This is a genomic window from Mycobacterium sp. (genome assembly GCF_049647605.1).
Classification (GTDB): Bacteria; Actinomycetota; Actinomycetes; order Mycobacteriales; family Mycobacteriaceae; genus Mycobacterium.
The window spans coordinates 1-13,691 of sequence record NZ_JBARXZ010000030.1; the positions used below are offsets into that span (position 1 = coordinate 1).

General features: G+C 65.7%; 13 protein-coding genes. 8 read left to right on the forward strand and 5 right to left on the reverse strand.

Features of this window, described 5'->3' with window-relative positions:
- The 3 genes from WBB07_RS04460 to WBB07_RS04470 all read left to right on the forward strand — a co-directional run.
- Positions 1-567 (forward strand): complex I subunit 4 family protein (locus WBB07_RS04460; protein WP_526305138.1); only part of this gene is annotated, 567 nt, incomplete at its 5' end.
- Positions 564-2,081 carry an NADH-quinone oxidoreductase subunit NuoN gene (gene nuoN / locus WBB07_RS04465; protein WP_526305140.1) on the forward strand — a complete coding sequence of 506 codons (1,518 nt, stop codon included), beginning with the start codon at positions 564-566 and terminating at the stop codon, positions 2,079-2,081. The genes WBB07_RS04460 and nuoN, both read left to right, overlap by 4 nt.
- Positions 2,082-2,223: 142 nt before the next feature.
- The gene (locus WBB07_RS04470; protein ID WP_526305142.1) at positions 2,224-3,984 is read left to right on the forward strand and encodes a DUF222 domain-containing protein; all 1,761 of its coding nucleotides are present in this window, start codon (positions 2,224-2,226) and stop codon (positions 3,982-3,984) included.
- Between the two features lie 12 nt (positions 3,985-3,996).
- Here the strand turns inward: WBB07_RS04470 and WBB07_RS04475 are convergent, their stop codons facing one another.
- Complete coding sequence (locus WBB07_RS04475) at positions 3,997-4,881, reverse strand: phosphoribulokinase (RefSeq protein WP_526305144.1); 885 nt, start codon at positions 4,879-4,881, stop codon at positions 3,997-3,999.
- 20 nt (positions 4,882-4,901) lie between these two features.
- Positions 4,902-5,975, reverse strand: coding sequence for a class 1 fructose-bisphosphatase (locus WBB07_RS04480; RefSeq protein WP_526305146.1), 1,074 nt, complete (start codon positions 5,973-5,975; stop codon positions 4,902-4,904).
- 168 nt (positions 5,976-6,143) lie between these two features.
- On the opposite strand from WBB07_RS04480, the gene WBB07_RS04485 reads away from it, so the two are divergent.
- Positions 6,144-6,545 carry a hypothetical protein gene (locus tag WBB07_RS04485; RefSeq protein ID WP_526305148.1) on the forward strand — a complete coding sequence of 134 codons (402 nt, stop codon included), beginning with the start codon at positions 6,144-6,146 and terminating at the stop codon, positions 6,543-6,545.
- Here WBB07_RS04485 and hypB read toward each other — a convergent pair.
- Both hypB and WBB07_RS04495 read right to left on the reverse strand, forming a co-directional pair.
- Positions 6,525-7,355 carry a hydrogenase nickel incorporation protein HypB gene (hypB, locus tag WBB07_RS04490; protein ID WP_526305150.1) on the reverse strand — a complete coding sequence of 277 codons (831 nt, stop codon included), beginning with the start codon at positions 7,353-7,355 and terminating at the stop codon, positions 6,525-6,527. The genes WBB07_RS04485 and hypB overlap by 21 nt on opposite strands.
- A 15-nt stretch (positions 7,356-7,370) precedes the next feature.
- Complete coding sequence (locus WBB07_RS04495; protein WP_526305152.1) at positions 7,371-7,706, reverse strand: hydrogenase maturation nickel metallochaperone HypA/HybF; 336 nt, start codon at positions 7,704-7,706, stop codon at positions 7,371-7,373.
- A gap of 173 nt (positions 7,707-7,879) precedes the next feature.
- Here WBB07_RS04495 and hypF point away from each other — a divergent pair, with 173 nt between their 5' ends.
- The 4 genes from hypF to hypE are packed head-to-tail and all read left to right on the forward strand — an operon-like array spanning position 7,880 to position 12,615.
- Positions 7,880-10,207, forward strand: coding sequence for a carbamoyltransferase HypF (gene hypF, locus WBB07_RS04500; protein WP_526305154.1), 2,328 nt, complete (start codon positions 7,880-7,882; stop codon positions 10,205-10,207).
- Positions 10,180-10,455, forward strand: a complete 276-nt coding sequence (locus WBB07_RS04505) for a HypC/HybG/HupF family hydrogenase formation chaperone (RefSeq protein ID WP_526305156.1) — start codon at positions 10,180-10,182, stop codon at positions 10,453-10,455. The genes hypF and WBB07_RS04505 overlap by 28 nt, the downstream gene beginning before the upstream one ends.
- Positions 10,452-11,555 carry a hydrogenase formation protein HypD gene (gene hypD, locus WBB07_RS04510; RefSeq protein ID WP_526305158.1) on the forward strand — a complete coding sequence of 368 codons (1,104 nt, stop codon included), beginning with the start codon at positions 10,452-10,454 and terminating at the stop codon, positions 11,553-11,555. The genes WBB07_RS04505 and hypD overlap by 4 nt, the downstream gene beginning before the upstream one ends.
- Positions 11,548-12,615 (forward strand): hydrogenase expression/formation protein HypE, encoded by a 1,068-nt coding sequence (hypE, locus tag WBB07_RS04515; RefSeq protein WP_526305160.1) that lies wholly within the window; start codon positions 11,548-11,550, stop codon positions 12,613-12,615. Before hypD ends, hypE begins: the two co-directional genes overlap by 8 nt.
- On the opposite strand, the gene WBB07_RS04520 is transcribed toward hypE, so the two are convergent.
- The gene (locus WBB07_RS04520) at positions 12,572-13,630 is read right to left on the reverse strand and encodes an HAD-IIA family hydrolase (protein ID WP_526305162.1); all 1,059 of its coding nucleotides are present in this window, start codon (positions 13,628-13,630) and stop codon (positions 12,572-12,574) included. The genes hypE and WBB07_RS04520 overlap by 44 nt on opposite strands.
- Positions 13,631-13,691 lie beyond the last annotated feature (61 nt).

Sequence of the window (13,691 nt, forward strand, 5' to 3'; positions counted from 1 at the left end):
GGCTTCATCATCCTCGGCATCTTCGTCATGACCAGCCAAGGCCAAACCGGCTCCACCCTCTACATGGTCAACCACGGCATCTCCACCGCCGCACTGTTCCTCATCGCCGGATTTCTGGTCTCCCGCAGAGGAACTCGTGTCATCGAGGAGTACGGCGGTATCCAGAAGGTCGCCCCGGTGCTGGCCGGCACCTTCCTGGTGGCGGGGATGGCGGCGCTGGCACTGCCGGGGCTGGCGCCGTTCATCGGCGAGTTCCTGGTCCTGATCGGCACCTTCACTGCCTATCCACTGCCGGCCGTCATCGCGGCCACCGCCCTGGTGCTCTCCGCGGTCTACATCCTCTGGCTCTACCAACGGCTGATGACCGGAGAGGTCGCCGAACGCAATAGGCACATCACCGATTTGGTCCCCCGCGAAATCGCAGTTGTCGCTCCGTTGATCGCGCTACTGCTGCTCCTGGGCATCTATCCCAAACCCGCCCTCGACATCATCGACCCCGCCGTCGAACACAGCCTCAGCATCTTCGACAAGCACGACCCCGCCCTCGCCGAAGGAGCTAATCCATGACCATTCCTGCTCCGACGGTCGAATACAGCGTCGTGGCGCCGATGCTGCTGGTGTTCGGGACCGCTGTCGCTGCGGTGGCAGTGGAGGCGGCGGTGGGTCCACGGCGCCGGTTCGGGGTGCAGTTGGTGATGTGCGCAGCGGCGCTTGTCGCAGCGTTGATCACCGTGATCGCGTTGGCCGGGACCCATCAGCGGGCGGTGATGGGGGCACTTGCGATCGACGGGCCTGCGCTGTTCGCCCAGGGGCTGATCCTGGTGGTGGCTCTGCTGGTGCTGCTGCTGATCGCGCAGGGGCGCTCCGGGGGATTGACCCCGCAGGGTGCTGCGATACCCGGAAGTGCCGACGAACAAGCGGCGCTGCGAGCCGGCGCCGTGCAGACTGCGGTGTTTCCACTGCTGATGTTTGCCGTCGGCGGCATGATGCTGTTCCCGGCTGCCGATGACCTGTTGACGATGTTCGTGGCACTCGAGGTGTTCTCGCTGCCGCTGTACGTGCTCTGTGGACTGGCTCGTCGGCGACGGGTGCTCTCACAAGAAGCGGCACTGAAATACTTTCTGCTGGGGGCCTTTTCGTCGGCGTTTTTCCTCTACGGCATCGCCATGCTCTACGGGGCGACGGGCACGATGTCGTTGGCCGGCATCGGGGCGCACGTGGAACGAACCCCGACGGTGCTCCTCGGGGTCGGGCTGCTGACAGTGGGCGTGTTGTTCAAGATCGGCGCGATCCCATTCCACGCCTGGATCCCCGACGTCTACCAGGGCGCCCCCACCTCGGTCACGGCCTTCATGGCCGCGGCCACCAAGATCGCCGCCTTCGGGGCAATGCTGCGGATCTTCTACGTGGCCCTACCGGAACTGCGGGACGACTGGCGCCCGGTGCTCTCTGGGGTCGCCATGCTCACGATGGTGTTGGGGGCTGTTTTTGCGGTCGGGCAAACCGATATGAAGCGGCTGCTCGGATACTCCGCTGTGGCACAGGCCGGGTTCTTGATGCTGGGGGTGGTGGCCGCAAACGCAGCCGGAATCACCTCCACCCTGTTCTACCTTGCGGCCTACGGGGTGTGTGTCATCGGCGCCTTCGCGGTGGTCGGGCTGGTGCGTACCGCCGACGGGTCGGGTGAGGAGGCTTCTGAGATCAGTAGCTGGGCGGGGTTGGGTCGCCGATCACCGATGCTGGCATTGGCGTTTGCACTGTTTCTGTTGGCATTTGCCGGTATTCCGCTCACCAGTGGCTTTGCGGGCAAGTTTGCGGTGTTCCAGGCTGCCGCCGATGGTGGCGCGGTGCTGCTTGTGGTGGTCGGGGTGCTGGCGAGCGCGGTGGCGGCGGTGGTGTACGCGCGGGTGATCCTGCTGATGTTCTTCAGCGAGCCGGCCGCGGATGCCCCACACATCGTGATGCCGAGCCGGTTGACGGCGGTGGCGATCACCGCGGCCGCGGCTGTCACCCTGGCGGTGGGCATCCTGCCGCAACCGCTGCTGGACTTGGCGGACAGAGCAGGCGGGTTCGTGACCTGACGGCGGCCGAGCGCGCGTGTTTGTACGCGACGCGCCGGGCGTTTCTGTACAAATCCGTACGTTCGTCGAGATGTTAAACCCCAACTGTCACTGGTGGTTTCGTGTCCCGGTTTCTGTCGGACCTGGTCGGTATGGTCGGGGTATGTTCGTTGAGTTGCCCGATTCCGCGTTGCGGGCGCAGCTGAGTGACGCCGAGATCGATGACGCGATCTCGGTGCTGACTCGTGCGGCGGCAACCCTGGCCGGGCATCGACTGCTGTTCGTGGGGGAGAAGGCCGGCCGCAACTACGACGACGACTGCGACAGCCTCGAAGACACCGATGCCGCCTGGAACTCCGCCGCCAGCGAGATCTCGATGGCATCCGGCATCTCCCATGGCCGTGCCTCAGGCGATATGGAAATCGGCCTGGCGTTGGCGGTCCGACTCCCCAAGATCGGCGATCTGCTGCTGGCCGGGGACATCAGCGAGCGGATCGCCCGGCGTATTGTGCACCGCACCGCCTACATCGCCGACCCCGACCTGTTGACCCTGGTGGAGACCGCGGTCGCGGAATCGGCCGTCGGGTGGGGTGCGCTCTCGCAGGTGAAGCTCGACGCCGCCATCGACGTTTGGGTGAACCGCCACGATCCCGGGGCGTTGCGCCGTACCCGCGCCACGGTCCGGGACCGGGGTGTGCACATTGTGGAAAGCAAAGACGGGATCACCGAGATCCTGCTGCGTCTCAAAGGCCCGGACGCCGCTCTCTACCTCCGGCGCCTCGCCGTCATGGCCCACAGGGTCTGCAAAGACGATCCCCGGACCCATGTGCAGCGCCTTGCTGATGCACACGGCGCGATCGGCGCAGGATTCTTCCACCTCAGCTGCGAGTGCGGCATCCCCGACTGTCCTGCCACCAACGACGACGGCCGGGCCAGCCATGTGGTGGTGTTTGTGTACGGCGAGGAAGCCGCCCTGCAGGCAGAACCGGATCCATTCATGGACGGCGACGGACCGATCCCCGATGAGGCCGCCACCGAACAGGATTCGTACAGCGATGGCCCGGCCGGTGAAGAGACTTCGGTCTATGAGGGGAACCTGGCGACCGAACAGGATTCGGCGGGCCGTGACAGTTCCAGCGCCGAGGACATGGTCGTGGAACCGGGAGCCGCGACTGATGATTTCTGTAACGAGACCAGGAATGAGGCTTCTGACAAGAAGCATTCGGCGGACAAGGGCGAGGTTGCTGGGGCCGGATCACCGGACGGCAAGGTGTCGGCCGAATCCGATTCCGCTGACACGCACCCGGTTGTACGACCCTCGCCGCTGCGCCCGCCACCGGGCATCATTCCCGGATTCGGCACCGTCCCGGCAGCAGAGATCGCCGCCCGTATCGCCGCCGGCGCCAAGAAACGCCACCTGAAACCACCAGGAATCGCTCCGGAACACAGTTACCGGCCCTCGGTCGGTCTCGATGAATGGGTCAAGGCTCGGGATCTGACCTGCCGGTGGCCGAACTGTGATCGTCCCGCACAATTCTGCGACTACGACCACACCACCCCGTGGCCCGCCGGCGCCACCCATGCCTCGGGCGGGAAAATGGTGTGTCGCCAACACCACCTGGGTAAGACGTTTTGGCCCGGCTGGTCGGACGTCCAGTCTGCCGACGGCGCCATCACTTGGACCACCCCGACGGGCCGGTCGTATACCACCAGACCTGGCAGCAGTCTGTTCTTTCCGACCGTCAACACCACTTCAGCGCCGATCGCCACCGAGTCTCAGACCCCCAACAGTCCCGACAAGATCGCGACGATGCCAAAACGGCGAAAACGCAACCGCGCCCGAGAACGCACCCGCCGCATCAACGCCGAGCGAGCACTCAATGACGCCTACGTCGCCGAACGCAACAAACCCCCGCCTTTCTAGCGAGCCGAGAGCTCAGCGAGCGGACAGTTCCGCGCGACGCCGTTCGATCAGCCGCAGCACCATCGGTGTGAAGATGAGCTGCATCGCCAGGTCCATCTTGCCGCCGGGGCAGACGATGGTGTTCGACCGGGACATGAATGAGTCGTGCAGCATCGCCAGCAGGTACGGGAAGTCGATCCCGTGCGGGTCGCGGAACCGGATGATGAGCATGGATTCGTCGGCCGTCGGGATCGACCTGGCGACAAAGGGATTCGACGTATCCACCACCGGGACCCGTTGGAAGTTGACATCGGTGTGCGAGAACTGGGTGCACATGTAGTTCACGTAGTCGGGCATGCGGCGCAGGATGGTGTCGGTGACAGCTTCGGAGGTGTAGCCGCGAGATGCCTTGTCACGGTGCAACTTCTGAATCCATTCGAGATTGATCACCGGAACCACACCGATCCGCAGATCGGCGTGCTGGGCGATGTTCACCTCGTCGGTCACCACGGCGCCGTGCAGCCCCTCGTAGAACAGCAGATCGGTACCGTCGGGAACCTCTTCCCACGGAGTGAAGGTGCCCGGAACCTGGCCGTACGGCTCGGCCTCCTTGGCGTCGTGCAGATACTTGCGGACCTTTCCGGTGCCGGTCTCCCCGTAGGTCGCAAACAGGGTCTGGAGTTCCTCGAAGAGGTTGGCGTCGGGCCCGAAATGGCTGAACGTGTGATCGCCACGGGTATGAGCGTCGGCGATCTCGGCTTTCATCTCGGCGCGGTCGTAGCGGTGGAAGCTGTCACCCTCGACAAATGCCACATTGATGTCTTCGCGGCGGAAAATCTGGTCGAACGTGCGCATCACCGAAGTTGTCCCGGCGCCTGAGGAGCCGGTGACCGAGATGATCGGGTGTAAACGAGACATGGGATGGGGCTCCTGTCGATTCAGCTGGTGCCAGTGCGGAACAACCCGCGGGTGCCGTACAGCGGTGAGGTGGAAAGGCCGCCGTTGTCGTCGTGGTGATAGCGCTCGATGCGCTCAACCTCGTCGGCGGCGCCGAAGATGAACGGAACGCGCTGGTGCAGTGCCGTCGGCGCGATACCGAGCACCGCGCTGCGGCCGGTGCTCGCTTTTCCGCCGGCCTGCTCGATGAGGAAAGCGATAGGGCTGGCCTCGTACAGCAGGCGTAACCGCCCGGGTTTGGCCGGATCCTTGGAATCTCGGGGATAGAGGAAAACCCCGCCGCGGGTCAGGATGCGATGTGTCTCGGCCACCAGCGACGCCACCCAGCGCATGTTGAAATCCTTGCGGCGTGGCCCGGTGCGGCCGTCGAGACACTCGTCGATGTACCGCTGCACCGGCGCCTCCCAGAACCGGCGGTTGGAGGCATTGATGGCAAATTCGGTGGTGGACCGCGGTATCTCGATCGATGGTCGGGTGAGGATGAACTCACCCAGTCCGGGGTCCAGAGTGAATCCGTGTACCCCGGTGCCGACTGTCAGGACCAGCATGGTCGACGGGCCGTAGATGGCGTACCCGGCGCAGACCTGTTGGCTTCCGGGTTGTAGAAAGTCGCCGAGCTGCGGGTCTTCGCCTTGTTGGGGTGCCCGCAGAATCGAGAAGATACTGCCGACGGAGACGTTGACATCGATATTGGAAGATCCGTCGAGCGGGTCGAATGCCAGGAGGTACTTGCCGCGGGGATATTGCCGGGGCAGCACGTACGGCGATTCGAGTTCCTCAGAGGCCATGCCGGCGACTTGACCGCCCCACTCGGTGGCCCGCAGGAAGTATTCGTTGGCCAGCACATCGAGCTTCTGCTGCACTTCCCCCTGCACATTGATGACATCGGCGGCGCCGAGAACCCCGCCCAGCTCTCCCTGGGCGACACGCTGGGCGATTGCTTTGCAGGCCAACGCGACATCGAGGATCAACGCGTTCAGGTCGCCACTGGCGTCGGGATGGCGTCGGCGCTCCTCGATCAGGAACTGCACCAGCGTCGTGTGATTGGCGAGCATGACTGTGACCTCTTCTCCGAACCTGCGCTGAGCGTGGAGTGTGCACAACGGTGTTCGGATCATGCTGCGATCACCGCGGGGGACGGCCATCCCCCGCGTGGGTGGCTGGTTGGGGGGATGATCTTCGAGGCACTGTCACTGCGGCCCGGCCGGCCCTAGCATCGCGATATGGGTGATATCGCGGTGGTGGTGTACAGCAGTGACGCGGGGACACGCAAACAGGTGATCGAGAACCTCGGCCCGCGACCGCATCCCGGTCTGGCTCCGCTGTCCTACTGCGAGATCGCCACGCCCGCAGCCTTGATCGCCCGGCTTGACCGCGGTGGCGTCGACCTCGCGGTACTCGACGGTGAAGCAACCCCTGCCGGAGGGCTGGGCATCGCCCGTCAACTCAGGGACGAGTTGGATGCCTGCCCGCCGCTGGTGGTGCTGATGGGCCGCCCTGCCGATACCTGGCTGGCCAACTGGTCAAGGGCCGACGCGGCGGTGCCGTGGCCGTCGGACCCCATCACTTTCAGCGCGGTCGTCGTCGGGGCGCTGCTGGCCCGCTCAGGCGTGGACGCCCGCTGAGCGAGGTGTCGAGGACGTGGCCCGGAACTGCCGCAGCCACTGATACCACTGGCTCATGCCCTCGCCGGTGCGGGCGCTGACCGGCATGATCACCGCCGTCGGATTCACCTGCCGGATGTGTGCGACATACTGCTCGACGTCGACATCGAGATAGGGGACCAGGTCGATCTTGTTGAGCAGCACCACGTCCACGGACCGGAACATAACCGGGTACTTCAGTGGTTTGTCCTCGCCCTCGGTGACCGAATACACCATCGCCTTGGCGTGCTCGCCCACATCGAATTCCGCCGGGCACACCAGGTTCCCGACGTTCTCGATGATCACCAGATCCAGCGCGGCCAGATCCAGACCCTGCAACGCCCGGTTGACCATCGGTGCGTCGAGATGGCATTCGCCACCGAAACCGTTGTTGGTGTTCAGCAGGGAGATCTGCGCACCGCGACCCCCGAGTTTTGCGGCATCGAGGTCGGTGGCGATATCACCTTCGATGATGCCGATCGCAAGGTCGGCTGCCAGCTCGTCCAGCGTGGCCGCCAGTACCGTGGTCTTCCCGGATCCCGGTGAGCTCATCAAATTCAGTGCGCGAACCCCATTGGCATCAAAGGCGTTCCGGTTGATGTCGGCACGGACGTCGTTCTCGGCGAAGATCGACTCGAGGACCTCGATGCGTTCAGATCCGGTGGCATAGCCGCTGTGATCTCCGTGGTGGTGCTCATCGGAGTGCTCGTGTCCGTGTTCGTGGGTGTGGTCGACCCCGTGGGTGTGGCCGTGCTCGTGTTCGCCGTCCTCGTGGCGGTGGAACCTGCCCATTGCGACATCCTCTCCTCAGGTGACTTCCAACGACGTCACCAAAAACTCGTTTCCGCGGACCACCTCGACGTCGGCGCTCTCACAACGCGGACAGCAGACCGACCATCGGGACTCGATCTCACTGCGCTGCGTACACGACCGGCATACCACCTCGGCCGGTATCAGTTCGAGTTCGAGCTCGGCTTCGGGCATGGACTCGTGGTCGCGGACCAGCGACCAGCAGAACTCCAGCGACTCCGGCACAACCTGGCGCAATGCGCCGACCTGGACGCGCACCACGTCGATGCGCCGCCCGGCGGCATGGGGTTTCACCACGCCCACGATGGCGTGGCACAGCGACAGTTCATGCACTGTTCCATGCTGACGCGTCAAGCTGTCCGGATGCATCCGATTCACCCCGGAAATGCGCAGACTTTCTGTGCCAAATTGTGATTGTCGCCATAGACGGACGGGTCTAATCTGGATCTACCTACCCGCCGCCGACAGCCCATTGGTGCGGGAAGTTGTTGCTGCTCAGGAGGATCATGAGGGGCAATCCGAGCGCCCCTGAACTGGTGCGCCTACGACTCGACATCACCGGCCTGGTGCAGGGTGTCGGATTTCGCCCTGCCGTTGCGCGGATCGCGACACGCCACGGCGTGAGTGGCTTTGTCTACAACGACGCGGGCTCGGTGCATTGTGAACTGCAGGGCCCGGCAGCCGATATCGACATGGTGATCGAGGAGATCCGCCACCACGGACCACCCATGGCGCGCATCGACGATCTCCGGATCACGGCGGTGCCGCCGCACGGCGATGAGGATGAATTCCAGATCATCGCCAGCCGGACCGGCGAGGACACCCGCACCCTCATCTCACCGGATATCGCCACCTGCGAGGACTGTCTGGCAGAGCTGCGCGACCCGGCCGACCGTCGGTACGGCCACCCGTTCATCAGCTGTACCAACTGTGGTCCGCGGTACACAGTGATCACCGAGTTGCCGTATGACCGGCCGGCCACCACTCTGGCCGGCTTTCCGATGTGTGCCGCGTGTTCGGCTGAGTACCGCGACCCGCTCGATCGGCGCTTCCATGCCCAGACCATCGCCTGCCACGACTGCGGGCCACGGCTGTGGTGGCGGGGACCGGAGAATGCATCGGATCCACTGGGATCCGCGGTGCAGGCGCTGCGGGACGGGATGATCGTCGCAGTCAAAGGCATCGGCGGCTACCATCTGGCTTGCCGAGCCGACAGCGACGCCGCGGTGATCGAGCTCAGACGCCGAAAAGGACGTCCTGCCAAGCCCTTTGCGCTGATGGTCCGGGACCTGGCGGCCGCCCGGACAGTCATCGACGTCGACGACGCCGAGGTCCGGGCGCTCATCTCTGCGGCGGCGCCGATCGTGCTGGCGCGGCGGACCGGGCATGCCGTCGCGGATGCGGTCGCGCCCGGCCTCGGCGACCTCGCGGTGATGTTGGCCTACTCGCCAGTGCACCATCTGCTGTTCGATCGCCTCGACGGCCTTCCCCTGGTGATGACGTCGGCAAACGCGGGCGGTTCGCCGATCGTGCACCGCGACCCGGATCTGGAGTGGATCGACACCCTGGCAGACGGTGTGCTGGGCCATGATCGGCCGATCCACATCCCCTGCGAGGACTCGGTGGTGACCATCGACGCCGGACACCTGCTGCCGGTGCGCCGCTCGCGTGGCTATGCGCCACTGCCGATCACCGTGGCGCGCCCGACACCAGGACCGGTGATCCTGGCCACCGGCGGCGACTTGAAGACCACGTTCTGTCTGATGGGGTCCGACGGCCGGGCACACATGTCGTCGCATCTGGGGGACATGGCCGATCCACGCACCCAGGTGAGCTTCGAAGCGGCGCACCATCATCTGGCACACATGACAGATCGGCACGCGGCCGTCATCGCCTGTGATCAGCATCCCGGGTATGCCACCACGGCATGGGCCCGCCGCCAAGGCCCTCGCACGGTGCAGGTGCAACACCACCATGCCCATGCGGTCTCCCTGCTCGCCGAGCACAACAGGCTGGGTGAACCGATGGTGGCGGTGGCCTACGACGGCACCGGCTACGGCACCGACAGGACCATCTGGGGTGGCGAGCTGCTGGCGATCACCGATCCGGCCCGGTTCACCCGGGTCGGGCATCTGTTGCCGTTCTCACTGCCCGGTGGAGACGGTGCGGCCCGCCGACCGGCCAGGATCGCCCTGGACCTGCTGTGGCGGTCCGGGCTGGCCTGGGATCCCGCCCTGGCTCCGGTCGCAGCCGTCGGCCCCGACGGACTGCACATTCTTGCCCAACAGCTCCCCAAAGGCATCGGCTGTGTGCCGACCACCAGTATGGGGCGGCTGTTCGATGCGGTGTCCAGCCTGCTCGGCGTCTGTCAGGACGTCAGCTACGAGGGACAGGCGGCGATCGAGCTCGAGCACCGCGCCCGCGCCGGACGCGCGACGCGTCGACTGGAATTCACTGTCGACAACGGTGTGCTTGATCCCGGTCCGGTTTTGGGTGGTCTGGTCGACGGGCTGCGGGCAGGGGAGCCGGTGGCCGATCTGGCGGCAGCGTTCCACGAGGCGGTGATCGAGGCGACCGCCGTCGCGGCCGGCGCCTGCGCGCGGGGTGCCGGCATCACCACGATCGGACTGACCGGCGGTGTGTTCGTCAACCGGCTGTTGCTGGGCGGCGTGCGGAATATGTTGGTGAACAAAGGTTTCGAAGTTCTCACCCATCAGCAGCTGCCGTGCAATGACGGTGGTCTGGCGTTGGGTCAGGCAGTGATCGCGGCGGCACAGCTCGCCGACGACGAGGAAGGGAGCGGCGTATGTGCCTCGGTATCCCCGGCAAGGTGATCAAGATCTGGGATGAGGCGGGCACCCGAATGTGCACCGTCGATTTCAGCGGTACCACCAAGACGGTGTGTCTGGCCTATCTGCCGGACATGCAGATCGGTGAGTACACGATTGTGCACGCCGGGTTCGCGATCACCCGCCTCGACGAGGCCTCGGCCAACGAGACGCTGCAGATGTTCGCCGACCTCGGTGTGCTCGACGAGGAACTCGCGGGTAGCGAGGGCCAGCAGAGAAGGGAACCGGCATGAGATATCTCGACGAGTTCCGCGACCCAGTAGCGGCGCGATCATTGGTCGACGCGATCAAGAGGTCTGCCACCCGGCCGTGGACCATCATGGAAGTGTGTGGTGGACAGACTCATTCGATCATCCGCAACGGGATCGACCAGTTGCTGGGTGACTCGGTGGAATTCATCCACGGCCCGGGCTGCCCGGTGTGTGTCACTCCCCTGGAGATGATCGACCGGGCGCTGGAGATCGCCGCCCGTGAGGACGTGATCTTCTGCTCGTTCGGTGACATGCTGCGGGTCCCCGGCAGCCGGCAGGACCTGTTCGGTGTTCGGGCCCGCGGCGGTGACGTGCGCATCGTGTATTCGCCGTTGGATGCCACCCGGGTCGCCGCGGACAATCCGGACAAGGAAGTGGTGTTCTTCGGTGTGGGATTCGAGACCACCGCACCGGCCAACGCGATGGCGGTGGTCCACGCCCAGCGTTTGGGTCTGAAGAACTTCTCGCTGCTGGTTTCCCATGTGCTGGTACCTCCGGCGATGACCGCGATCCTGAGTTCACCCACCAACCGGGTCCAGGGATTCTTGGCGGCCGGACACGTCTGCTCGGTCATGGGGACCGCCGAGTATGGGCCGCTCGTCGATCAATTCGGGGTGCCGATCGTGGTGACCGGCTTCGAACCCCTCGATCTGCTCGAGGGGGTGCGGCAGCTGGTCGATCTGCTGGAATCCGGAACCGCCGAACTGCGTAACGCCTACCCGCGGGCGGTCAGCGCCGAAGGGAACACCGTCGCTCAGCAGACCCTGGCAGAGGTGTTTGTCGTGACCGACCGGCAGTGGCGAGGCATCGGGATGATCCCGAAATCCGGGTGGTCCCTCTCCCCGCGGTATGCGCAGTACGACGCCGAGACCAGGTTCGGGGTGGGTCACCTACAGGTCCAGGAGTCCGCGGATTGTCACGCCGGTGAGGTACTGCAGGGGCTGCTGAAACCCAACGAGTGCCCGGCATTCGGAACCACCTGCACGCCGCGCACTCCGCTGGGGGCGACGATGGTGTCCAGCGAAGGGGCGTGTGCTGCCTACTACCAGTTCCGCCGACTCGAGGTTCCGGCCCATGTCTGACTCGCCGGTCGCCGTCGACCCCGCCGACTGGGTGTGTCCGCTGCCGCTACGTGAGACCGCACGGGTGGTGCTGGGGCACGGCGGCGGAGGGGTGCTGTCCGAAGAGCTCATCGAGAATCTGTTCGTGCCGGCGTTCGGATCGAGCGCGGGCCGCGATTCGGCGGTGCTGCCGCAACCCGGCGGCCGGATCGCGGTGTCCACAGATTCCTATGTGGTGCAGCCGTTGTTCTTTCCCGGCGGCAACATCGGTGACCTGGCCGTCAACGGAACCGTCAACGATCTGGCGTGCAGCGGTGCGATGCCGTTGGCGCTGACCGCCGGATTCATCATCGAAGAGGGCCTCGAGATGGAGGTACTCGGTGCGATCGCGGCGACCATGGGCAAGGCCGCCGCCGAAGCGGACGTGCAGATCGTCACCGGGGACACCAAGGTGGTGCAAAAAGGCAGCGCGGACCAGGTTTTCATCAACACCGCCGGCATCGGCGTGGTGCCGGCCGGAGTGGACATCGGGCCCGACCGGGTGCGTCCCGGCGATCACGTCCTGGTCTCCGGAGCCCTCGGTGAACACGGTGTGGCGATCATGAGCGTGCGTGAGGGTATCGATTTCGGCACCGTGGTCACCACCGACAGCGCGCCGCTGTACCGGCTGGTCGCCGCGATGCTGGAAGCCACCAGGGACACGGCTGCGGTGCATGCGCTGCGTGACCCGACCCGCGGCGGCCTGGTGGCCTCGGTGGTCGAGATCGCCCGCACCGCCGGTGTGGGGGTCGAGCTCGACGAAGCTGCGATCCCGATACCCGACACCGTGGCCTCGGCATGTTCATTTCTGGGTCTGGACCCACTGCAGGTGGCCAACGAAGGCAAGCTGGTGGTGTTTGTCGACCCCGATCACAGCGACGCGGTACTCGAAGCGATGCGCGGCCGCCCCGAGGGTGTCAACGCCACCCGCATCGGGCGGGTGGTCGACGCCCATCCGGGTATGGTCGTGGGCCGCACTCCGTTCGGCACCACCCGCGTCATCGAACGTGAGCTGGGGGAACAACTTCCGCGGATCTGCTGAGCTGAAGGAGCCCCCAGGGCTGCAGGGCCGCGCCCGCGGTGTCATCCCCGGCGTGGACACTGAACCCGCCGGTGAGGCCGGCGTCCCACACCGCCGCGGCGGTGGCCCGCACGACCGCAAGATCGTCGGCGGCAACGCGGCTACCCGTCGATTCGACTGTGACGCGGGCACCCCCACCGGCATCCTCGACGCTGACCCGCCACGCGGGATGCGCGGAGATGGTGCTGCTGGTGTTGTCCGCGTGCAGGGTGCGCAGATCATGGCCGAGGTGAGTGGGGCGCAGTGCCGGCGGGGCGGCGACGACGTCGGCGGCGGTGGCCACACCGCTGAGCACCAGCAGGCTGGGCAGGCTCGCGGCGTTGGCGCCGGCGATATCGGTGTCGAGGCGGTCGCCGACAACCAGCGGAGCTCGGAATCGACCGCGCCGCAGGGCATTTTCCAACAGACACGGCGACGGCTTACCGGCGATCCGGGGCGTGCGATCGGTGGCCGCACACAAGGCGGCGACCATCGAACCGTTGCCGGGCACCAAGCCACGTTCGGTCGGTAACGTCCGGTCGGTGTTGGTCGCGACCCACAGCGCGCCGGACTGCAGCGCCAGCGCGGCCTCGGTCAGGTCGGACCAACCGGTCTGCCGGCTGTGCCCCTGCACCACCGCGACCGGTTGTTCACTGCTGAGCCGAACCGGCCGCAGACCCGCGGAGCTGACCTCGGCGGCCAGCGCCTGGGTACCGACGACCAGAACGGCGGAGCCGGGCGGCAGGAGTTGCGCAAGCAGATGTGCGGCCGCCTGAGCGCTGGTGGCGACATCGGTGGCCGCGGCGGCGAATCCGAGCTCATGCAGATGCGTGGCAACATCGGCGGCGGACCGGGAAGCATTGTTGGTGACGTACAAGGTGCGCAGGTCGGCGCGGGCCAGGGAATCGACGGCGCCCTCGGTGGGCAGCGACCCGCGAAACACCGTTCCGTCGAGATCCAACAACAGACAATCATGGTGCTGCACAAGAGGTGTCACGCCCGTTGACACTATGGCCGCGGACCGGTCGCGACAATGTTGGGTTCTGCGCGATCAGTGT